The sequence below is a fragment of the Niveispirillum sp. SYP-B3756 genome, from assembly GCF_009495745.1.
Lineage (GTDB): Bacteria > Pseudomonadota > Alphaproteobacteria > Azospirillales > Azospirillaceae > Niveispirillum.
Genome location: NZ_WIDQ01000024.1, coordinates 23126 through 43986, shown reverse-complemented (window position 1 = coordinate 43986; position 20861 = coordinate 23126). Strand labels below are relative to the sequence as shown.

14 protein-coding genes are annotated in these 20861 nt (G+C 63.8%); 9 read left to right on the top strand and 5 right to left on the bottom strand.

Going from position 1 to position 20861, the window contains the following annotated elements; translation table 11 throughout:
- The 6 genes from GE253_RS25955 to GE253_RS24275 all read left to right on the top strand — a co-directional run.
- Positions 1-260: hypothetical protein (locus tag GE253_RS25955; RefSeq protein ID WP_211101576.1), on the top strand; the 260-nt coding region annotated here is incomplete at its 5' end.
- Positions 261-333: 73 nt separating this feature from the next.
- Entirely contained in the window at positions 334-2484 is a 2151-nt protein-coding gene (locus GE253_RS24295) for a T3SS effector HopA1 family protein (RefSeq protein ID WP_153206746.1), read from the top strand.
- Positions 2481-3767 carry a lanthionine synthetase LanC family protein gene (locus GE253_RS24290; protein ID WP_153206745.1) on the top strand — a complete coding sequence of 429 codons (1287 nt, stop codon included), beginning with the start codon at positions 2481-2483 and terminating at the stop codon, positions 3765-3767. The genes GE253_RS24295 and GE253_RS24290 overlap by 4 nt, the downstream gene beginning before the upstream one ends.
- Positions 3764-5359: a S8 family serine peptidase gene (locus GE253_RS24285; protein ID WP_153206744.1), complete on the top strand. Its 1596-nt coding sequence runs from the start codon at positions 3764-3766 to the stop codon at positions 5357-5359. Before GE253_RS24290 ends, GE253_RS24285 begins: the two co-directional genes overlap by 4 nt.
- Entirely contained in the window at positions 5356-7050 is a 1695-nt protein-coding gene (locus GE253_RS24280) for an ABC transporter substrate-binding protein (protein WP_153206743.1), read from the top strand. Before GE253_RS24285 ends, GE253_RS24280 begins: the two co-directional genes overlap by 4 nt.
- 138 nt (positions 7051-7188) lie before the next feature.
- Positions 7189-9312, top strand: a complete 2124-nt coding sequence (locus GE253_RS24275; RefSeq protein ID WP_153206742.1) for an ATP-binding protein — start codon at positions 7189-7191, stop codon at positions 9310-9312.
- A gap of 157 nt (positions 9313-9469) precedes the next feature.
- Here GE253_RS24275 and GE253_RS24270 read toward each other — a convergent pair whose 3' ends face one another.
- Positions 9470-10105 (bottom strand): hypothetical protein, encoded by a 636-nt coding sequence (locus GE253_RS24270; protein ID WP_153206741.1) that lies wholly within the window; start codon positions 10103-10105, stop codon positions 9470-9472.
- A 277-nt stretch (positions 10106-10382) separates the two neighbouring features.
- The gene (locus GE253_RS24265) at positions 10383-12701 is read right to left on the bottom strand and encodes a TonB-dependent receptor (RefSeq protein ID WP_153206740.1); all 2319 of its coding nucleotides are present in this window, start codon (positions 12699-12701) and stop codon (positions 10383-10385) included.
- A 410-nt stretch (positions 12702-13111) separates the two neighbouring features.
- Between GE253_RS24265 and GE253_RS24260 the strand changes: the two genes are divergently transcribed.
- Together GE253_RS24260 and GE253_RS24255 are read left to right on the top strand one after the other, a co-directional pair.
- On the top strand, positions 13112-14605 hold the full coding sequence (locus GE253_RS24260; protein WP_153206739.1) for an APC family permease: 1494 nt from the start codon (positions 13112-13114) through the stop codon (positions 14603-14605).
- A gap of 69 nt (positions 14606-14674) precedes the next feature.
- Positions 14675-16210: an aldehyde dehydrogenase family protein gene (locus tag GE253_RS24255; RefSeq protein WP_153206738.1), complete on the top strand. Its 1536-nt coding sequence runs from the start codon at positions 14675-14677 to the stop codon at positions 16208-16210.
- A 162-nt stretch (positions 16211-16372) separates the two neighbouring features.
- Here GE253_RS24255 and GE253_RS24250 read toward each other — a convergent pair whose 3' ends face one another.
- From GE253_RS24250 to GE253_RS24240, 3 genes are all read right to left on the bottom strand, one after another.
- A complete protein-coding gene (locus GE253_RS24250) occupies positions 16373-17680 on the bottom strand; it encodes an FAD-binding oxidoreductase (protein ID WP_247878849.1) in 1308 nt (435 codons plus the stop codon).
- A 61-nt stretch (positions 17681-17741) separates the two neighbouring features.
- Positions 17742-18164, bottom strand: a complete 423-nt coding sequence (locus GE253_RS24245; RefSeq protein ID WP_153206737.1) for a Rid family hydrolase — start codon at positions 18162-18164, stop codon at positions 17742-17744.
- A 165-nt stretch (positions 18165-18329) separates the two neighbouring features.
- Positions 18330-19469, bottom strand: coding sequence for a tyramine oxidase subunit B (locus tag GE253_RS24240; protein ID WP_153206736.1), 1140 nt, complete (start codon positions 19467-19469; stop codon positions 18330-18332).
- Positions 19470-19648: 179 nt separating this feature from the next.
- Between GE253_RS24240 and GE253_RS24235 the strand changes: the two genes are divergently transcribed.
- A complete protein-coding gene (locus GE253_RS24235) occupies positions 19649-20716 on the top strand; it encodes an AraC family transcriptional regulator (RefSeq protein WP_153206735.1) in 1068 nt (355 codons plus the stop codon).
- Positions 20717-20861 lie beyond the last annotated feature (145 nt).

The following is a 20861-nucleotide window of genomic DNA, read 5'->3' as shown; positions in this document are numbered from 1 at the left end:
CTCAGCCCGGCACCATCAGCCTCGCTCAGCCCGGCACCATCAGCCTCGCTCAGCCCGGCACCATCAGCCTCGCTCAGCCCGGCACCATCAGCCTCGCTCAGCCCGGCACCATCAGCCTCGCTCAGCCCGGCACCATCAGCCTCGCTCAGCCGGGTGGCGTGCCTGCCGGGGTGCCGCAGGGTCCGGTCGCCCCGCCGCAAACCACGGTCATGGGCAACCCCTGGGTGACGCAGACCACCTACTGCCCGCCGGCCGCTTAAGATCGGCCCCGATGGTCTGGACGGGGGCAATCCCCGTCCAGACCCTTTACAGCCTATCGGCAAAGGCGTTTCCATGTTTCTGCTGGCCGGCGATGTTGCGCCCTTCCTGCTGTCGCGCGCCCTGCTGACGGCGGGGGATATTGCTGGCGACACGCTCCGGATTCGGGAGGTGCGGCGACGCAACCGCAGTTTCCGCATCTCTGGCATTGATGGGCCCGGCCTGTTCATCAAGCAGGTGGCTGCCGCTGCCCCCGATCTCGCCGGTTCCATCGGACGGGAGGCTGCTTTGCACCGCATGGCGGCAACGCTGCCTGCCCTTTCGGTCCTGCGGGGGGTGACCGTGGCACTGCGTCGTTTTGAGGAACGCCGCAGTGCGCTGGTCTTCGATCTGTTCGGGGATGCCGAAACACTGGACGCCCATTATCGCCGCACCCGCCAGACAGACCCGGCGGCACTGGCGCTGCTGGGTGCTTGTCTGGCGGGCATTCATGCGCAGGCGGAACCGCTGGCCGCCACGGTCGCCGAACAGATCGCCGCACCGCGCCAGCCACCCTGGATATTGACCCTGGGCCACCGCGACATGCCGCTTCTCGGCCAGGGGGGCGCGCATCTGGTGGCTTCCATACGGGCCACGCCCGCCATCCTTCAGGGCCTGCAGACGGCACTGGCAAGCTGGCAGCCGCGCACCCTGGTGCATGGCGATCTGAAATGGGACAATATCCTGCTTCGTTCCGGGGCGGACAACACGCCCGACCTGCGTATTGTGGATTGGGAACTGGCCGATCTGGGTGACCCGCTCTGGGATCGGGCGGGGGTACTGGCCGGCTTTTTCAGCAGTTGGCTGGTGGAGGATGGTGGCCTGCCCTGGATGGCCGGTCCTAACGTGCCGCCGCGCACGCCCGCACCGGTTCCCATGCCGCCCCTGCAAGCCATGTGGACAGCGATGGCTGCCTTCTGGCAGGCGGCAACGGGGGCAAGCTGGCCAGATGCGGCAAGCCTGCGGCCGGTGCTGCCCTATCTGGGCGCACGGTTGCTGCAAAGCGCCCTGGAATCCACCTTCACCTCCCCCACCGTGCCACCGCTGGCGGCGGAGCTGGTCAATCTGGCCGGATTGGCCTTTGCCAATCCAGACCGTTTCATGACGGAATTCCTCGGCCTGGGCCGGGAGGGCGGCAAGAACCCCGTCATCCGGCCGGTGGAAGCAGGCCCCAGCCCCTTACCACCACCCGCCCCCACCGACTGGGCCGATCCGTCCCTGGTGGCCGCAGCCGAGGCGGTGCGCATCCTGCCGCCGCAATCGGTGCAACTGGCACCGCTGCCACCGCAAACGGTTTCCGCCCCGCCGGGCCAGGATGTTCGGCCAGCCATGGTGGAAGCCCTGTGGCCCCTGCTCTATCAACATGCCTATACACGCCGCTGGGACGGCAACCCCACCCCGGCCAAGCCCTTGGATCTGGCCCCCGATGCCTCCCTTGTGGCGGCGCTTTCCGCTGCCAATGCCGGGCAGACGCTGCTGGATCGGGGCTGGCAAATCTATCAGGTGACACCGGATGGGCGGCTGCATGTGGAAAAGGGCGGCTGCTACCGCGTGGTCAGCGCGGGGCAGGCCGGTCTTCCCCCCGGTTACCAGCCCCAACCCGGCACTGTTATCGACCTGCAGATGCCGCATCAGTCCATCACGGGGCAGGCCGGCTATTACCATGCCTTTGGTGCGACCCCGGCCAGTGCAGCGGAGGAAGGGGATCTGGCCCGGCTTTACTTCAATGTCGGGGCGGAACAGGTGCCAGCCCTGCTGCATCTGCTGACGCTGGGGCTGAACCGCTATTTCATTCCGTTCAGCCTGAAATGCCCCGTCGCACCCGCACTTTATGACCGGGTGGATACGCTGGTGCTGTATCCGCCCCGGCGTTATCTGCCCCTGGTGCTGGAAGTGCTGGATGAAGCGGTTGCAATGATCGCCCCCCTGCTGCGGCCGGGGGAACCGCTTTTCACCCGCCAGCTGCTGCCTGGGCTGGGCGGGGCAGATGATCCCGGAACGGGGGAAAGCTTTGGCCAGTCACGCTGCCGGCTGCTGGCCGCCGGCATCATTGACGCCTGGTCGGGCAGCGGCACGCTGCTGGATTGCATGACCGCACGCCTGATCGGGGCCGGGCTGCGGCCGGAGGCGTTGCATCTGTCACCGGGTCTGGCCGATCTCTACCGGCCTTTGCGGGGGGCAGCATGAACCAGATGCTGGTGACAGCCCCGCTTGTGGAAGGGCGGGACCATTTCCTGCGCTGCGCGGATGAGATCGGCCGCCGGCTTTGCCGCGATGCGCTGCGCGAAGGAGACAGCATCAACTGGCTGCGGACAGAGCCGGAGCAGCGGGAAAATCTGCCGCAATTGCTGGTGCGACCGGTCGGGGCCGATCTATACCAGGGGGCAGCCGGCATCGCGCTGTTCCTGGCCATGCTGCACCAGCGCACGGGCGACCGGCTGGTCGCCCGCACGGTTGAGCAGGCGCTGACGCTGGCCGCAGCGGGTAGTGGCAAGGCTGGTTTTTACACAGGGGATGCCGGGATCGGCGCCCTGTTCATCAGCATCGGCCTGCTGCTGGGACGTGACGGGCTGGTGGAATCAGGGCTGGAAAGGGTGGCGCAAGCCGCCACCATGCCGGATGCGGCCACGCTGGATCTGCTGGACGGGGCCGCCGGGCTGGTGCCGCTGCTGCTGACCCTGGCGCGCCACCATGACAGGCTGGACTTCCATGAACGGGCGCTGGCGCTGGGCGACACCATCCTGGCGGCAGCGCAGGTCACGCCGGAGGGGCTGTGCTGGCCCAGCCAAGCGGAAATGCCGGCTGCAAGCGGCTTTGCCCATGGGGGTAGCGGTTTCCTGCCCGCCCTGGCCAGCCTGCATCTGGCCAATGGGGAGGCGCGCTGGGCAGAGGCCCTGACCGCCGCACTGCGCTATCAAAGGGGCCATTTTGACCGGCAGGCCCGCAACTGGCCGGATTACCGCGATGGCGTTGGCAATCCCTCTTCCCGGCCCAGCTTTGGTGCATCCTGGTGCCATGGCGCGGCAGGAATCGGCCGGTCGCGGCTTTGGCTGCTGGCGGCCGGCGCGCAGGAGTCGCTTCTGGGGGAGGAGTTGGAGGCCGCCCTGCATTCTGTCGCCGCCGCCCTGTCGCAACCCGCCGGCCCCCTTCCCACCGATTTCAGCTATTGCCACGGTATCGCGGGCATGGCCGACCTGTTGCTGGATGCCGGGCTCTGGCTCGGCCGGCCGGAATTGACGGCCTTGGCCGCCGCCGCCGGCTATCGCGGCATTGAACGCCATGCAATTCCCCGCGTGCCCTGGCCTTGTGCCCTGCGGGGTATTGGGGAACAGCCGGGTCTGATGACCGGGCTGGCCGGTATCGGCCATTTCTATCTGCGCCTGCATGATCCGCTGGCCGCTGGCAGCCTGTTGCTGCCAGACCCGTATCTGGGAACACGCAATATCCCGATGGGAGGAACAACAAGATGAACGCGCCGAAGGCCACTGCCCGTTTTCCGGGTTCCCCCCCACCGGAGCCGGGCAGCCGTTTTGTGGTGTCCCATCGCACCGCCCCCTTTCAGGATGATGATCAGCGCAAACTGGCGCGGGAGCGGTTTGACGGCTTTGTGGACCAGGCGCTGGCGCCCAATGCCACGCTGAAACGGCAGAAGGAAGCGCCGGAGGACCATGGCCGCCGCATCCTGGTGCTGGAGATGGATGATGATGAATTACGCGAAAAGCTGAAGGACGCGCCCGATCACCTGCTGGTTGAACGGGAATTGCCCCGGCAGATCCCCCGCCCCCTGCCCCCGCCGCTGCGCGACCTGCATCGGCGGGCACGACCGGAGCCAGCAGCCCGCACGGCGGTGGAGAAAAAAGCCCAGCTTTCCCTGACGCTGACCGTGCTGGCCGATGGTGTGCCAGCAGAAGGCGCCCAGGTCGGCATCTGGTTTGAAACGGGGGGAGGCAACACCACGCTGGTGCAGACGGTCACGGATGCACAGGGGCAGGCGGCCCTGGCCTACACACCGGGTTGGACAGCATCCAAGGGGTTGATTCTGCCCTACGGCCGGGCCTGGAGCATGATGGTGGAAGCCCCGCAGAACGGACAAACCATCAATCTGCCGCCGCTGCCGATGGGCCAGGGGCCCATCGGCTGGTGGCACGCGCTGACTGGCGCCCGTTATTATGACCCCAACCGGGGGGCGGGCATCCGGATCGGCGTGGTGGATACCGGCGCCGGGCCGACGCCGCTGCTGAACCATGTTCATGGCCTGGGGGCCTTTCTGTTTGGGGAATTTCTGCCCGGTCCGCAGGCAGCGGAAGATGTTCAGGACCATGGCACGGCCGTCACCGGGCTGCTGGGCGCACGGCCATTGCCGGGTTCGACCGATTTCTGCGGGCTGGTGCCGGGTGCCGATATCGGGGTTGTCCGGGTCTATGGCGAAACGGGGGGCGCCAGCCAGGTGGATATCGCCTCGGCCATCGATCTGCTCTCCATCAACCATAGGGCGGATCTGATCAATCTCAGCCTGGGCGGCGCTGCCTCGGCGATTGAGCATGATGCCATCACTGCCGCGCGGCTGCGCGGTACGCTCTGCCTTGCCTCCGCCGGTAACGCGGAAGGAGGGGCGGTAACCTACCCGGCCGCCTATCCGGAATGTGTGGCTGTATCGGCCCTGGGCCTGCTGGGCACGACGCCGGCCGGCAGTTTTGCCGCCAGCTGGACCCCGGATCAGTGGGACCGCTACAGTGTCGGCGGCGTCTTCGTGCCGGATTTCATCAGTGTCGGCTGGCAGATCGATGCCATTGCCCCGGGGACGGGCCTGATCTCCACCATTCCCAGCCGCTATGGCCTGGAAAGGCCTTATGCGGATATGAGCGGGACGTCGCTGGCCGCCCCCCTGACCACGGGCGTGCTGGCTGCCCTGTTGAGCCGGGATCCCCTTTATCATAATCTGCCGCGCACCGCCTTGCGGGCAGATTATGCCCGACAGGTTCTGGCGCAACATCTGGTCAATCTTGGCGTGGCACCGTGGTATCAGGGCTGTGGCGCTGCCTATGCGTTCCCGATGATATGAGGGGGGTAACAGGTCTGCGCGTCTGGCGGTTGCTGCTCGCCATGCAGCTGTTCCTGCTGGCCCTGGTGCCCACCGCCGGGGCACAGGATGCGCAAGCCCAACGATTGCTGCAGGAAAAGCGGCTGGTCATAGCGGCAGACAATCTTTATCCCCGCACCCATGGCAGCCTGATCATCACCCAGCCACAGGCCACCCTGTTCAGGCTGACCCAGGGGGTGATCGGGCGGATGCATGGCGAATTGATTGCCTGTTCGCTCTGCACCCAGCTGCCCAACAGCCTGGACGGTACCCTGGTGACCCAGCCGGACGAGCAAGGGCGCACCATTACCCGTGCGACTTTCGACCTGCTGCCCAATCTGCGCTGGGGTGATGGGACACCGCTGGATATTGGCGATATCGAATTCGGCCTGACCGTGGCCCGGCGTTATCCGCCACAGGTGCTGGACCCAACCGGGATCACCGCCCGCATCCGGTCAATGCGGATGGTCAGTCCCCGCCGGCTGGAGGTGCTCTATGAGGGCACCTTGTGCAAGGAACAGCTTTTCGTGCCGCCGCCGCTGCCGCGGCGGTTGGAGGAGCCGATCTTCCGTGCCGACCCGCAGCATTATCTGGATCATACGCTTTATTTCACCGACCGCACACGCCCCGGCCTTTACCTGGGGCCCTATATGATCGACCAGGAAAAGCCGCCGCACAGCATCCAGTTGCGGCGCAACCCCTATTATGCCGGCCCCACCCCTTATTTCGAGCGGGTGGACCTGTTGTTCAAGGATGCCACGGCGGCCGAACAAGGGTTGCTGGACGGGAATATTGATGTGCTGCTGCCAAAGGCGGTGCGGGAGGATGCCCTGATCCGCTTCACCCGCGAACGGCGCGCCCGTTTCAAGATCCTCTGGTCCCCCTCTACCACCCTCACCTGGCTGACCCCGAATTTCAGCCGGCCAGCCCTGGCTGACCGGCAGGTACGGGAAGCGCTTTATCTGGCACTGGACCGGGATACGATGGTGCGTGACCTCACGCTGGGCACATCCCTGGTGGCACCGGGATATCTGCATCCGGGGCTGCCAGCCTATACAGCGGGCTTTCCCCGCTATGGCTATAATCCGGAACGCGCCGCCAGTTTGCTGGAGAGCGCCGGCTGGCGGCGCGACAAGACAGGCCAGCGCCGCAATGCCGAAGGGCAACCCCTGGCGCTGACGCTGTCCTACCGCGCCGGTGATCATGGGGTCGCCCAGGCCCTGGCCGAGGCTTGGCGAACCATGGGCCTGTCAGTGTCCCTGAAGGAAGAGACAGACATCGTTGGCACCTTACGGGGGCGAGGCTTCGATATGGTACTGAGCAGTATCACCTATTCCGCCATCTCTCCCAGTATGCCGCAATTTTTCCTGTCCAGTGCTGTGCCGACACCGGAAAACGGTATGCGCGGCTTGAATTTCACCGGCCATGCCGATGCCGCGCTGGACCGGGCAATGGATGGCATTGATCTGGCCGGATGCACACGCGATGATCAACGGCAGGCCTGGGTCACCTTCCAACAGCATCTGATGGCGGAATTGCCACGGCTGCCCCTCTGGTTCAACAGCCTGGGTACTGTGTTCACCAACCGGCTGGAGGGGGTGGGCAACCCGCCCTTCGGCGACCCGGTTCTGACCATTCAGCGCTGGCGACCCAGGGCAGCCCCACCAACATGATCCGCGCGACCTATCCTCTTTTACATACACATACGATTGAATATCTCTGCAGCTTGGGCGATCTTGCCGTTTGGCACTTTTCGCCCTGATGGAAGGTCGGGCCATGCAAGACAACCGCCTCTCTGGCCGGATGAAACGATGCCCAGCCCGCAGCCCAGTGTGACGGCGGTGATGGCCGACAGCCGATCGGGAAACAGTGCATCGGGGTGGGGTCGACGCCGACTGCTGCCATCCCTGCGCGCGCTGGTTCCCACCCTGGTTGCCATCATCCTCATGGCTGGGCTCTACAGCCGGGGGGGCCAGACGGTACTGGACCTTTCAAACGACAATGCCCAGATCCTGCATAATATGGAGGCCAGCGTAAGGCTGGCCGATATTGGCAACCGGATGCAGGGGCTGAGCGCCCGTTTCAACTGGATCATGGTGCTGAAAGCGGCGGAGCGCGAAGGTATTGATGTCCGGATGGAGCTGGACAAGGCCATCGCCGCACTGGACAATGTCATTACCGATATGGAGGCCTATCGCCGGGCCGGCGCCACGGCAGATCAGATTCCTGCGATTAACGACATGTTGAACGAGCTGTCGGATTACCGCAGTGCCGTCACCTGGGTTGGCTCCATGGTGGATCTGGATTATCCCAGCGCCGTTGCCTATCTGGAAAGCTTCGGTCAGGTTTTTGATCGGGTGCAGGGTCAGCTGGGTAAGATGGTCAGCGCGCACGGCGACCAGGCGCGCCAGTTGGCCGCGGCAGCGGCCCACCGCGCCGATCTCAGCATCCAGACCTTTTTGTATTTCGCCATCGCCATGTCGGCGGGGGTCGCCCTGCTGTCCTGGCTGACAGGTCGGTATCAGCAACGTTTACGCGTGGATACAGAGCTGTTGCAGGAACAGGTGGAGCTGCGGACAGCTGACCTGCAGCGGGCCAATGCGGAACTGGCGGCATCTGCGACCACATTGAGCCGGCTGGGCCATGTCGGCCGGGAGCTGACGGCGACCCTGGATTTGGGCCAAGTCTATGCGGCGTTGGCCCAAAGCGCCAGCGACCTGCTGCCCACCGAAACCTTCGGCATCGCCCTGTTGAACGAGGCCGGTGATCATATCGCCTATGAGATGTTCAACCTGGATGGCAAACCCTATCCGGACCTGCCGATCTATCCGCTGGATCATCCCACCTCGCTGACAGTGCGGGCGTTGAGCTTTGGTGGGGATATGATGGTGCTGGACCAGGCCGCGGCGGCATCAGCCCCCTCCATGCAGGAAAGCGGGGATTCCCGCATGGCCTCGCTGATTTTCTGTCCGCTGGCCATCTCCGACCATATTCTGGGTGTACTGACGGTGCAGACACGCCGACCCAATGCCTATGGCCCGCGAGAACAGGATATTCTGCGCACCCTGGCCGCCAATGCGGCCATCGCCATTGCCAATGCCCAGGCCTATCGCCAGCTGGGCACGACGCTGACGGAACTGCGCGCTGCCCACACGCGATTGGTACAGCAGGAAAAACTGGCCTCACTGGGCGGGCTGGTGGCCGGGGTTGCGCATGAGATCAACACGCCGCTGGGCGTGGCGCTGACCGGTGCCAGCTTTATCGAAGGCCAGTGCCAGGAACTGAAGGTACGGTTGGATAACCGAGCATTGAAGCGCAGCGATCTTGATGAGTTCATCAAGATCGCCGATGAAGGGATGCATGTGGTTCTGACCAACCTGGCGCGCGCTGCTGATCTGGTGCAAAGCTTCAAGCTGGTCGCGGCTGACCAGCATAGTGAGGAAGCGCAACAGATTGATCTCGGCCGTTATCTTCGAGATATGGTCCGCAGCCTGGAGCCGCTGCTGCGTCGCAGCCGTGTGGCGATGCAGCTTGATCTGGCCGATGATGTCATGCTGCGGATTGCTCCTGGCCCCGTAGCGCAACTCGCCACCAATCTGATCCAGAATGCCGTGATCCACGCCTTTGACGGCATCAGTGAGCCGGTCATTACCATCCATCTGCCCGCCCCTGCGGGACCGGATATGCCGGTACGGTTCAGTATCAGCGATAATGGTGTCGGCATGACGCCGGAGGTGGCGGCGCACGCCTTTGACCCCTTCTTCACCACCCGGCGTGGCAGCGGCGGTACCGGTCTGGGTTTGCACATTGTGCACAATCTGGCGCAGGCGGCGCTGGGTGGCGATGTGGAATTGAAGACGGCCCCCGGTGAGGGTTCTCATTTCACCATCACCCTGCCACGCCAGCCCCCCCCGCGGATGTCGGCGACCGGGTAGATTGCGGACAGAGCTCGATAAAGGCCGCCCTCATACAGCTTGGTGCGGGTGATCGTCGTCGCCCACGCCGGCTAAAATACGAAATCCGCCTTGATCTAGCGCGATCAAGGCGGATTGGCAGCGCATGGCGGGTAGATTCCCACCAGAAGAAAGCCCGTCACTTCGCCGCGGATGGCAGCTTCGCCGGGATCGAATACCAGTAGCTGATATGACAGGCCTCGCAAGCCTCATCCAGGTGCCCGCCTGCAACCACCAAACCCTGCACATCCTGCTTGTCAATGGCGGCCAGCGCCTGCAGCGTCGTCTGCCGCACACCTTCGGTGAAGCCGATAAAGGCTGGCCGGTTTTCCTTGATCATGGCTTCAATCTGCGCCGTCGGATGTTCGCCGAAATGCACTTCGGCCCCCGGCGCTGCCACCCGCCGGCCTTCGATCAGCAGCAGGTTCATCGCTTCCAGCAGCATCATGGCATGGGCGCGCACCGCCTGCCATTCTTCCGGCGTTCGTGGCTCGCGCTTCTCTACTCCCGCCTCATTGCTGATGACGGCCACCGCATCCCAAACCCCGTCGGCAGCAGGATCGACCATATGTTCCATCAATTCCTGGATGGTGGCGTGGGCTTGAAATGCCGGGGCTGCGGCTTTGGGGGCAGCGGCATCCGCTGACTGCCACCGGTCAACCCCATACAGCACACCACAGCCCATGACCAGCGCCAGCACCGTCCAGAGCGGCCGCAGGGGAAAGCGGCGGGACGGTGTCAGACGATTTGTGCGGGTTCTCCCCCTGCTCCTCAAGCCAAATTTCATGAGCGTCCAGCCCCTCCGGATAGAATGCCATCATCATTGTGCCGCACCAGCCGTGCGGCACACTCTGCTGCTGTCATGTCGGGTTTCTCCACAAGGTCGGCCCGGCTTTGCCGATTCAATGGCAGGGGCCGACCACGCCATTCTATCCGCTCACCAGGGGCTTCACGGCCGGATAACGGTCATGAAACCGTTGCAGCGCTCCGTAACAGAATGCCAAAAAATGGGGAGGCCGCCGCAAGGCGGCAGCCTCCCCCGTGGAGCAGCATCAGAACTCCACTTTATACTGCACGCCGATCTGCAGCGGGCGGCTGACCGCTCCAACCGGCAGGTAATGGAAACCCCCGCCCGACAACATCTCCCGCCGCAGGAAGGCGGAAGGGTAAAGGTTGCCGAAGTTCAGCCGCTTATCCAGCAGGTTCTTGCCGTAGAGGGACAGGGTCGCATTGTCGAAACGCAGGCCGATACTGGCATTGACCAGATTAAAGGCCGGGCGGTTCAGAAAGCCATTCCCGTCCAGGTTCGGCACCGGCACCGTGCCGGTGTAGCTATAGTCAGCCGACATGAACAGGTCTGTCTCTGTGCTGACCGGCGTTTCATAATAGCCGGAAACCGTACCCGTCCAGCGCGGCACCTGGGCCAACCGGGAACCCGGTGCCAAGGGCACCAGCCCCGGATCCTGCAGCACCGCATCTGTGTACCCAAGCCCCACCTGCAAGGTGAACGGGATACCGGTGAAGGGACGGCCCGACACTTCCAGCTCACCACCCCGGATGCGCGCCTTGCCGGCATTGGTGGTAAAGCTGAGAGAGCAGCCGGGCAGCGGCACCGCCTGTTGCACATCGGTCCAGTCAATCTGGAAGGCAGCAGCCGAAACATTCAGCCGCCCGCCGGCCACCCGATCCTTGGCCCCGACCTCATAGCTCCACACCGTATCGGGGCTGTAGCGCTGGGACTGGGACTGGCTGACGCCGATGGCCGCCAGATCATTGGCGCAGAAGGTGGGCAGCGGCGCCTGGGCCCCGCCGACGCGGAAGCCCTTGGAAGCCGAAGCGTAGAGCGTGCCTTCGTCCGTCATCTTGTAGGAGATGACCGCCTTGGGCACGAAGCCCGCCTGGAAATTCTTTAGTTCCGGGACATAGGCCCCTTCGGGCGGATTGACCATGCCGGTGCTGAGATTTTCTTCCACCCGCTGGGTGATCCAGTAATGCCGCAGCCCCAGGGTCAGCGTCAGCTTCGGCAAAATATCGTAGTACAGTTCACCAAAGACAGCGACGTTATCTTCATGCTTGGGAATGGTGACTTCATTCTGATAATCCTGCGGAAAACCAGCCTTGAGCAGTTCCGGCACCCGGATGGCCGGCTGGCGGAAGGTCTGGTCCTTGCGCTGATAGAAGAAGCCGGCCACGCCCGACAGGTTGGGCAACAGCGTGCCTTCATCAAAGGAGATGCGGCTTTCGTGGGTATAGCGCTCTTCCTTGTTGATGCTGATGACGTAAAGGGCGGGGTTACCCAGATCGACACCCAGTTCGCGCTTGAAATATTGGTTGGTGCCCTCCGTCCCATCCTCCAGCTCCTGCACCTTGCGGGCAAAGATACTGGTGGAGGAGGTGACGGCAAAGCCCTCCCCGGCATAATTCAGCACCACGGAACCAATGCCCCAACGGTTGCGGGAATATTCCTGCACATCGTGGTCACGGTTGAGCGTATAGGATACTGGTTTGAAGCCTGGCAGCGGCAGATAGGCGGCCGGGAAACCGTGCAGCTTGGAGATCTCGCCCATCCCAGTGACGGTGGCCTCCAGCTTCTCTGTCAGGGCGGCGCGTAGGGTCACCGTACCCGACAGGCTGTCATTGCGCCCCTGCCCATCCTTGACGAATGGCTGGCCATTGGCATCGGGGAAGGCGCGCTTGATGAAGCCGGATTCCCGCTGGGCGTTCAGCGCGACATTCAGCGCCAGCTTGTCGGGTGTCAGCACCACATTGGTCAGCGCATTGATGCCGGCATCGGGCCCGCCGCCATTGGTGCCGCCAACCTGGACCTGGGCGGAGGAATGCTGGTCGGACAAAGACGGCTTCTTGGTGATGAAGCGCACATTGCCGCCCATCGAGCTGGCACCGAACAGGGTGCCCTGCGGCCCCTTCAGCACCTCGATCCGGTCCAGGCCCAGCGCCTGCGGACTGACCGTGGAGGGGACGGGCGTATCATTCATATAATAGGCGGTGGTCTCAGCCCCGACCACGCCACGAATCGTCGTCTGACGTCCACCACTGAAACCGACCGAGGAGACATCCGACCCCTGACCATATTGGAAGGTCAGATTGGGGATCTTCGTCGCATAGTCGGTAAAGCTCTGGATATTCTGCTTCTCCAGAAAGTCGGACGAAAAGGCCGTGATGGAGACCGGCACATCCGTCAGCTTTTCATCCCGCCGGCGGGCGGAGACGACGATTTCTTCGAGCAACCCGCCGGTTTCAGCCGACGCCGCGGCGGCCGCTTTCTGTTGGGCGGAAGCGGGGTTGCTGCCCAACCCCGCCAGAGACAACCCCACCGCCAACGCGTAGCGGGAGACCTGCTTTCCAGCCATCAGATGATACCCTTTATTGTTCAAGAGCCTGACCATAGCCCCTCCTTATGAGACTTCCCTGTCCGTGGATATTGTGGCCACCTGGCAATACGCAGCGGATACCGCCCCCACCGGCCAACTGGCAGGAAGGTGGCGACCCGGAAAAAGCCGCGATGTCAGTGTGCGCCTGTTCGAACCCGATGCGCCGTGGCGGCGCTGTTGTTCCCACCAACATACTTGCATCTGACGCCGAGGCAAGATATTTTATGCCTATAACAATTTTTCGTGGGAAGGTTTTCCGTCGCGGCCCTGATGCTGCCCTTTGACGGGCACCCTGGCCGGGACCGACCCCTTCTTTCCGTCGTTCGCCAGGACGGGCGCCCCTAAAACCGGGCCGCCACCACCCCTGAATCCAGGACTGCACCATCGCCATGAGCAATCCCGTTTCCGGTACTGAACCCCCCAACCGGCTGTTGGCCGGAATGCTGGGAACGAACGACATTATTTTCATGATCCTGGCCTGTGCCGCGCCGATGGGCGTGCTGGCCGGGATCATCCCGCTGGCCTTTGCCTTCGGGAACGGGGCCGGAATGCCGGGGACACAGCTGGGCATCTGCGCCGTGATGCTGCTGTTCGCCGTGGGCTATGTGCGCATGATGCCGCATGTGAAGAATGCCGGCGCCTTTTATGCCTATATCGCCGTCAGCCTGAACAAGGAGACGGGGATCGCCGCCGCCTATACGGCGGTGGTGGCCTATATCTGTGCTGGCACCTCCACCCTGGGGGCCATGGCCTTTTTTGCCGCCGACTTTCTGCACAGCATGTTCGGCATCAGCAGCCGCTGGGAAATCTGGGCCGCCATCGCCATGGCAGCCATTGCCTGGCTGGGCTATCGCAAGATCACCATGGCAGCCAAGGTACTGACGGTGGCCTTGCTGCTGGAAGTGGGGCTGATCCTGCTGATCGACGTGCTGATCCTTTATGACCGGGGCTTTGCCGGGCTGGATTTCAGCAGCTTCACGCCTTCCACCATCTTCGCCCCCGGCCTGGGCATCGGCGTGATCTACGCCATCAATGGCTGCATCGGGTTTGAGGCGACGGCGATCTATCAGGAAGAGGCGAAGAACCGCAAGGTCACCATTCCCCGCGCCACCTATGGCGCGGTGCTGGTGCTGGGCAGCTTCTATGTGCTGTCCTCCTGGTGTCTGGTGCTGGCGGTCACGCCAGAGAAGATACAGGCGGTGGCGGCGGCCGATCCCGGCCGCTTGGTCTCCGGCATCGCGGCGCAGCATCTGGGGGAATTCGGGCGCAATGCGCTGAACCTGCTGACCGTCACCAGCCTGTTTGCGGCGGCCCTGGGCTTTTTCAACAATATCACCCGCTATATGTATGCCCTGTCACGCGACGGGCTGTTGCCGGCCCCGCTGGGCCGGGCGCATCCGCTGCATGGTTCGCCCTATATGGCCTGCATCCTGCTGACCGTGATCTTTTCGGCCATTGTCGGGGTGTTTGCCCTGGCGGGGCTGGACCCGCTGCTGAACCTTGCCACCAGCCTTTCTTCGATGGGGGCGGTCGGGCTGGAGATTCTACTGACGGTGACGTCCCTTTCCATCCCGGTCTACTTTGCCCGCCGGCACGAATATTCGGCCGGCAAGACCCTGGCGCCGCTCATTGGCGGTCTGCTGATCGCGGTGGCCACCTATCTGTCGCTGGATAATTATTCAGCACTGACCGGCACCGATCTGGTCGCCGTCAACCGGCTGCCGCTTTTGTTCCTGGCGGTGGCGTTGATCGGCCTCGCCCATGGCACCTATTTGCGCAAATTCCGCCCCGCTACCTATCGCCAGGTCGGTTCCACCCAGGTCGAAGAAGGCCGCAGTGCCGACACGGAATTGGGCGAGGCGCCCAAGACAGCAACCGCATAACCAGCCGCCCCGCCGATCGGGCCGCAGGGCCAGGATGGGGCGGCCCTAAGAACATTGTGGAGTTGAAAGATGAGCCAATCCGCCCAGAACCGCGCGCCCGATGGCCCTGCGGCCCCCCATCCCCTGCCGAAGCTGCCCCGCGGCCTGCCGCTGATCGACGGTCAATTGGTGGAACCGCAACGGCCTGACCGGCTGGTTGATACGGTCGACCCGTCTACCGGCCGGGTCATCACCCAGCTTCACGCTTGCACCATTGACGATGTCGACCGCGCAGTACAGGCAGCACATCGTTGTTTTGAAAGCCGGGAATGGCGCACCATGCGGCCGCTGGATCGCGGCCGCCTGCTGGAAAGGCTGGCCCTGCTGGTGGAAGAAAACCGGGAGGAACTGGCGCGGCTGGAAGCGCTGGACAGCGGCAAGCTGTTGAACGTCACCCGCGCCATCGACCTGCAATTTACCATTGATGGGCTGCGCTATTACGCCGGCTGGGCCTCGAAAATCACCGGGGAATATGTCAGCCATTCGCCGCTGGTGCCTGAGGACGCAGTTTACCGCGCCTATACCCAGCGCCGGCCGGTCGGCGTTGTCGCCGGCATCACACCCTGGAACTTCCCCATCGGTCAGGCGATTCAGAAAATCGCGCCGGCCATCGCCTTTGGCTGCACCGTGGTGCTGAAGCCGGCGCTGGAAACCTCGCTGACCGCGCTGCGCCTGGGGGAACTGATCCTGGAAGCCGGGTTCCCCGCCGGTGCCGTGAATATCATCACCGGCCACGGGCCGGAAATCGGCACGGCACTGGTCAACCATCCGCTGGTGCGCAAGATCGCCTTCACCGGCTCCACCACCACCGGACAGAACATCCTGGCCTCTGCCGCCCAGACCATGAAGCGGGTCACGCTGGAACTGGGCGGCAAGTCGCCGGCCATCATTCTGGCCGATGCCGATCTGGACCGGGCCATCCCCGGTGCCGCTGCGGCGATTTTTGCCAATAGCGGGCAGATTTGCACCGCCGGTTCCCGCCTGCTGATCGAAGCGCCGATCTATGACAAGGTGATGGAAGGGGTGTGTGAGATCGCCCGCAACCTGAAACTGGGCTCTGCCTTCGATCCTGCCACCCAGATGGGGCCGCTGATTTCCGCCCGCCACCGCAGCCGGGTAGCCGCCATGGTGGAAGCCGGGCTGGCCGAAGGGGCCAGTGCCGTGGCGGGCGGCTGCCCTGGGGAAGGAGATGGCTGGTTCTACAAGCCCACCGTGCTGGCCGGCGTCTCATCCCAGATGTCGGTGATGCAGGAGGAGATTTTCGGCCCCGTCGTCTGCGCCGTGCGGGTGGATGATGCGTCCGATATCGTGCGCATGGCCAATGATACGCCCTTCGGGCTGGCCGCCAGCATCTGGACGCGCGACCTGGACCGCGCGCATCTGCTCGCCGAGCGGATTGATGCCGGCACGGTCTGGCTGAACACCCATAATGTGTTGGATCTGGCCATGCCCTTTGGCGGTCACAAGCTGTCCGGTCTGGGGCACGAATTCGGCAGCGAAGCGATGAAATCCTTCACCGAGCCGAAGGCCGTCTGTATGCGGCTGGAGACGCGCGGGCTGGTCTGAACAGCGCCAACGCCAGGCCATAGATGTTAAGTTAGTTACTTGCCCCTTCCGTGCCTCCCCCGCGAAAGCGGGGAAGGCGTGGGTATTCCAAGGGACCAACTCAGCGTATAGGGGCACAGGCGGCGGTGGCAATCGGGGCGGAAGACAGGCCGCCCCACCCTGTCAGAACCTGTCCAGTCGATAGGGCGTCGGGTCCAGCGAGGGCGGGGCCCCCGTCACCAGATCGGCCGCCAATTGCCCAGCGGCCGGGCCGATACCAAAGCCGTGACCGGAAAAGCCCGATGCCAGCACCAGCCCCGGTATCTTTGGCACCGGACTGATCACCGGCAGGGAATCCGGCGTCACATCAATCATCCCGCCCCAGGCCTGGGCCACCTGCGCCTGCTTGAAGGTTGGCCAGGCTGCCACCAGATTGCGCATGGCTTCGTCATTCAGGCCCTGATTGACGGGCGGGTCCATGGTGCGGACCCGTTCAAACGGGGAAAGGTCAGAGGCGCCCCAGCGGCGGGGCAGCGCCAGATCGTCCAGGAAATCCCGGCCCAGTGCCACCCGCAGATTGCGCCATTGCGCCAGCAGCGTGGACAGATAGCGCGGGCCGATCAGCAGGTGATCCAGCGTCAAGGGCGCGAACAATGCTCCCCGCTGGGTAATCGTGTAGCCCCCATCATGGCGTTTGCGGAAGGAGAAATCCGGCGCGCCGACGGCCATGTCGCATGGCCCTTCCATCGGTGCCGTGCGCAAGACGGAGGCGACCAACGGCAGGGTCAGCAGGCTGACACCCAGATTGCCCAGAAAACGCCGCGACCAGACACCACCAGCCAGAATGACCTGCCCGCAGCGGATTTCCCCCCGTTCCGTCACCACACCGCTGACGGCCCCAGCGCTCAGCGACAGGGTGCGCACAGCGCAATTTTCAACGATCACCGCCCCTTTGGCCAGGGCCGCCTTGGCGATAGCGCTGGCCGCCAGCGTCGGCTCCGCCCGTCCGTCCGACGGGGTATGGATGCCACCAACCCAGGTGCCCACCCCGCCGGGAACCAGGGACGCAATCTGGCGCGGGCTCAACAGCCGGCTGTCCAGCCCCGCCCCGCTGACAGAGGCCAGCCACGCCTCATGCTTGGTCATTTCGGCATCGGTGCGGGCGATATAAAGGATGCCGGCCTGCCGGAAGCCGCAATCATGGCCGATCCGCGCGGGCATTTCCGCCCATAGCCGATCGGCCATCTGCGCCATTGGCAGGTCCGGCACCGATCGCAGCATCTTGCGAACCCAGCCGAGATTGCGGGACGATTGCTCCCCCGCAATGCGGCCTTTTTCCAGCACCACCACCGGGATGCCCCGCTCTGCCAGCGTCAGGGCGGCGGACAGCCCGATGATGCCGCCGCCGATAATGACAATGCTGGTGGCCGCCGGAAAGCCGGCAGAGGTTTCAACGGGCGTGATGTCGGGTGCCGCCATGTCGGGTGCCATTCTTGTGTCTCTTGAAACCGGAAATCGCCCCCCCTTTCGTGAAAAAGGGGGGGCGTGCGCCTTACAGGGAAATCAGCAGTTCCTTGACCTGGGCCTTCGAGGCACCGCGCCAGGCGGTGACCTCAATCTCCACCTTGTAATATTGGGCACCCAGCGGCGGGCAGGTCATGGTCAAGGTGGGGTTGATGCCGCGCATCCGCTCACCATAGGCAGTCATCACCGTTTCAACATCGTCAGGGAACTGCACGAAGACGCGGGCCGCCACCACATCGGCCAGCACCGCCCCCACGGAGGCCAATGCCCCTTCAATATTGTTGAGCGCCTGATGCAGCTGCTCCACCGGGTCCGCCGACATTTCCTTGGTGCGGGGATTGCGGCCGGCCGTGTTGGAGACGAAAATCAGATCATTGACGGCGACAAGGCGGGAGTAGCTGCCATGTTCCTCAAACTTGTTACCGGTCTTTACCTTGATGATATCGGTCATTTTTCTCTCTCGAATCAGTATTATTTGTCAGACTCAGCCTAAAAGGATCGCATCCCCCCACCATTTGACCGTCATTCCCGCGAAGGCGGGAATGACGGCGGTGATTAGTGAACGCTTGGGAGAAACACGATCGCTTTCTGGACACGCACTTGAGCGGCAACAGCCTCAGCGCAGGGCGGGCACATCCCACAGGTTCAGCTTCACGCCGATATTGTTGGCCAGGGCGTTGCGATAGACCTGCGTGCCCCAGGCAACGTCTTCAACCGCCATGCCGCCAACCGACAGGATGATGATTTCATCATCATTGCGGCGGCCGGGTGCATCGCCGGCCGCGATACGGCCCAGATCTTCCAGCTGGTTGCGATCGATCCGGCCTTCATCGACCAGATCGAAGAAGCGCACGCCCACGGCCGGAATGATCTTGTGCACCGGCTTGGGATGTTCGGCCTGATAGGTCTCATAAATGCCGGTGAAATCCAGCACCTTGCGGATTTCCGGCGCTTCCATGCCCGCATCAATGTTGCAGGGTGCGGGCATGGCCAGGAAGGTGCCGGGGCGCACCCATTCCCGCTTCACGGTCGGATAGATGGACGGGTCACCCGTGGCGACGGAGGCGCAGAAGGTGACAATATCGCAATCGCGCACAACCTGTTCATCCGTTTCCACCACCTGCACGTTGGTGATCTGCGGATAGGTCTGGGCCATCCAGGCGCGGAAGGCATCGACATTCTGCTGCCCCCGGCCCTTCAGCTTCACCGTGTCAATGGCAGGGCAGACGGCCATGAAGGCGGCCAGCGAGGTGCGGGCCATCACGCCCGGCCCCAGAATGCCGACAACCCGGCTGTCCTTGCGCGCCAGATGCCGCGCGCCCACCCCCGGCACCGCCCCGGTGCGATAGGCCGACAAAAGGTTGGCCGACATCAACGCCAGCGGTGCCCCCGTATCGGCATCATTCAAGATGAACATCAGGATGGACCGCGGCAGGCCCTTGCCCCGGTTTTCAATGTTGGAGCCGTACCATTTCATGCCCGCCGTATGGAAATTCCCGCCCAGATAGGCCGGCATAGCCATGAAGCGCCGGTCAGCCGTCGGCTTGGGCATATTAGGAAAGGGTGATTCTTCCGGGAAGATCACGATGGCGCCGTGGGAATTGCTATCCGGCCCGGCCATGCGGTAATCACCGGCGTGCAGCAGGCGGAACATCTCCTCCATCGTGTCGACGCAGGCCGCCATATCGGTCACGCCGGCCCGGATCATGTCCGGCTCGGAAAGGTAGATGAAATCGATCTTAGGCAGGGTGCTCATGGGTCCAACCTGATAGGGAACATGGGTGCGGTGGCGGCCCGGCGCGCATCTGCGGTGCATGGACCAACGGGCCGCAATCCTGTGCGGACGAACAGCAGTTTCGTCCGCGCATGGTTGTGTGTAAATTGCAGGCGGGGACCACTGCTTTGCAGAATCGGTCAGGAAAGGTTTTGCGTCGAATGCCGAAAAGCCGAGCATCGTCGGAGCCGGAACATCATAACACCGGCACCCCGCCCACCATCCGGGCGCTGTTTCTCACCGCCCTGCTGAATGTGCTGTCCGATATGGATGGGCGCATCGATCCGCTGCTGCGTGAGCATGGATTCTTCCTGTCCCAGCTGGATACGCCCTATGAGCGGGTGCCGCTGCACCGCTATGTGGCGCTGCTGGAACATGCCGCCACCAAGCTGGATCGGCCCGATCTGGGGCTGGAAATGGGGCTTTCCTTCGGGCTGGCCGATCTGGGGCCATTTTATGCGCTGCTGCGCGCCTCTGGTACCCTGCGGGGGGCGCTGGATTATCTGGCGACCTTCCAGTCCCGTCTGCAAAGCCGCACCCTGTTCGACAGCCATATCGGCCCGGACTGCACCACCTATGCCTATCGGATTGAGGATGCGGATATCTGGCCCCGGCGCCAGGATGCGGAATTTGCCATTTCCGGCCATACCCATCTGATCCGCCAATTGACCAACAGCCGCTGGGCGCCGGTCTCGGTCCAGTTCGAACATGCCATCACCGGGCGGGAGGAGGCGCTGGCCCGCTTCTTCCGCGCGCCGGTGACAGGCAGCCAGGTGGCCAATGGCCTGACCATCCGCAATGAGGATCTCGACCGGCCCTTCGCCAGCGCCATTCCGTCGGAAGACCAGAAGCTGAAGAATATTCTGGAATGGCACCTGCTGGACCTGATGGGGCCGGACAGCAAGCCGGCCGAAGGGCTGGCCGCCTTGACCAAGGATATCATCACCCGCCGGCTGGGCCGGACCCATGTCGATTGTGCCGCCGCGGCGGCGGAACTGAAGCTGTCTGAACGGTCGCTGCGCCGACGGCTGATGGAGGAGGGCACCTCCTTCCGGCTACTGTTGCAGGAGGCGCGGCAGGAACGGGCGCGGCTGATCCTGGGCAGCCCGGACCTGCCGCTGTCGGTGGCGGCCGAACAGCTGGGCTATTCCGACACCGCCACCTTTTCCCGCGCCTTCAAGGATTGGACCGGGATGCCGCCCGGCCGCTATTCCCGTACGCCACGGTAAGAGACGGCCTCTGGCCAAGGGCGGAAATTTCCGCCCTTTCGTTGCTTGTGCCAAACATTTTCTGAACAAATACAACCCACCCTGCTAGGTTGGGAGACAAGGGTATTCGGCCCGCCGCCTCTTCCCATTTTTTGGGAGACGCCCG

Bases quoted from the DNA above. Each gene is read 5' to 3' on its own strand.
- GE253_RS24295 (WP_153206746.1), top strand. From the start codon at position 334: ATGTTTCTGCTGGCCGGCGATGTTGCGCCCTTCCTGCTGTCGCGCGCC.
- GE253_RS24290 (WP_153206745.1), top strand. From the start codon at position 2,481: ATGAACCAGATGCTGGTGACAGCCCCGCTTGTGGAAGGGCGGGACCAT.
- GE253_RS24285 (WP_153206744.1), top strand. From the start codon at position 3,764: ATGAACGCGCCGAAGGCCACTGCCCGTTTTCCGGGTTCCCCCCCACCG.
- GE253_RS24280 (WP_153206743.1), top strand. From the start codon at position 5,356: ATGAGGGGGGTAACAGGTCTGCGCGTCTGGCGGTTGCTGCTCGCCATG.
- GE253_RS24275 (WP_153206742.1), top strand. From the start codon at position 7,189: ATGCCCAGCCCGCAGCCCAGTGTGACGGCGGTGATGGCCGACAGCCGA.
- GE253_RS24265 (WP_153206740.1), bottom strand. From the start codon at position 12,701: ATGGCTGGAAAGCAGGTCTCCCGCTACGCGTTGGCGGTGGGGTTGTCT.
- GE253_RS24260 (WP_153206739.1), top strand. From the start codon at position 13,112: ATGAGCAATCCCGTTTCCGGTACTGAACCCCCCAACCGGCTGTTGGCC.
- GE253_RS24255 (WP_153206738.1), top strand. From the start codon at position 14,675: ATGAGCCAATCCGCCCAGAACCGCGCGCCCGATGGCCCTGCGGCCCCC.
- GE253_RS24250 (WP_247878849.1), bottom strand. From the start codon at position 17,680: ATGGCACCCGACATGGCGGCACCCGACATCACGCCCGTTGAAACCTCT.
- GE253_RS24245 (WP_153206737.1), bottom strand. From the start codon at position 18,164: ATGACCGATATCATCAAGGTAAAGACCGGTAACAAGTTTGAGGAACAT.
- GE253_RS24240 (WP_153206736.1), bottom strand. From the start codon at position 19,469: ATGAGCACCCTGCCTAAGATCGATTTCATCTACCTTTCCGAGCCGGAC.
- GE253_RS24235 (WP_153206735.1), top strand. From the start codon at position 19,649: ATGCCGAAAAGCCGAGCATCGTCGGAGCCGGAACATCATAACACCGGC.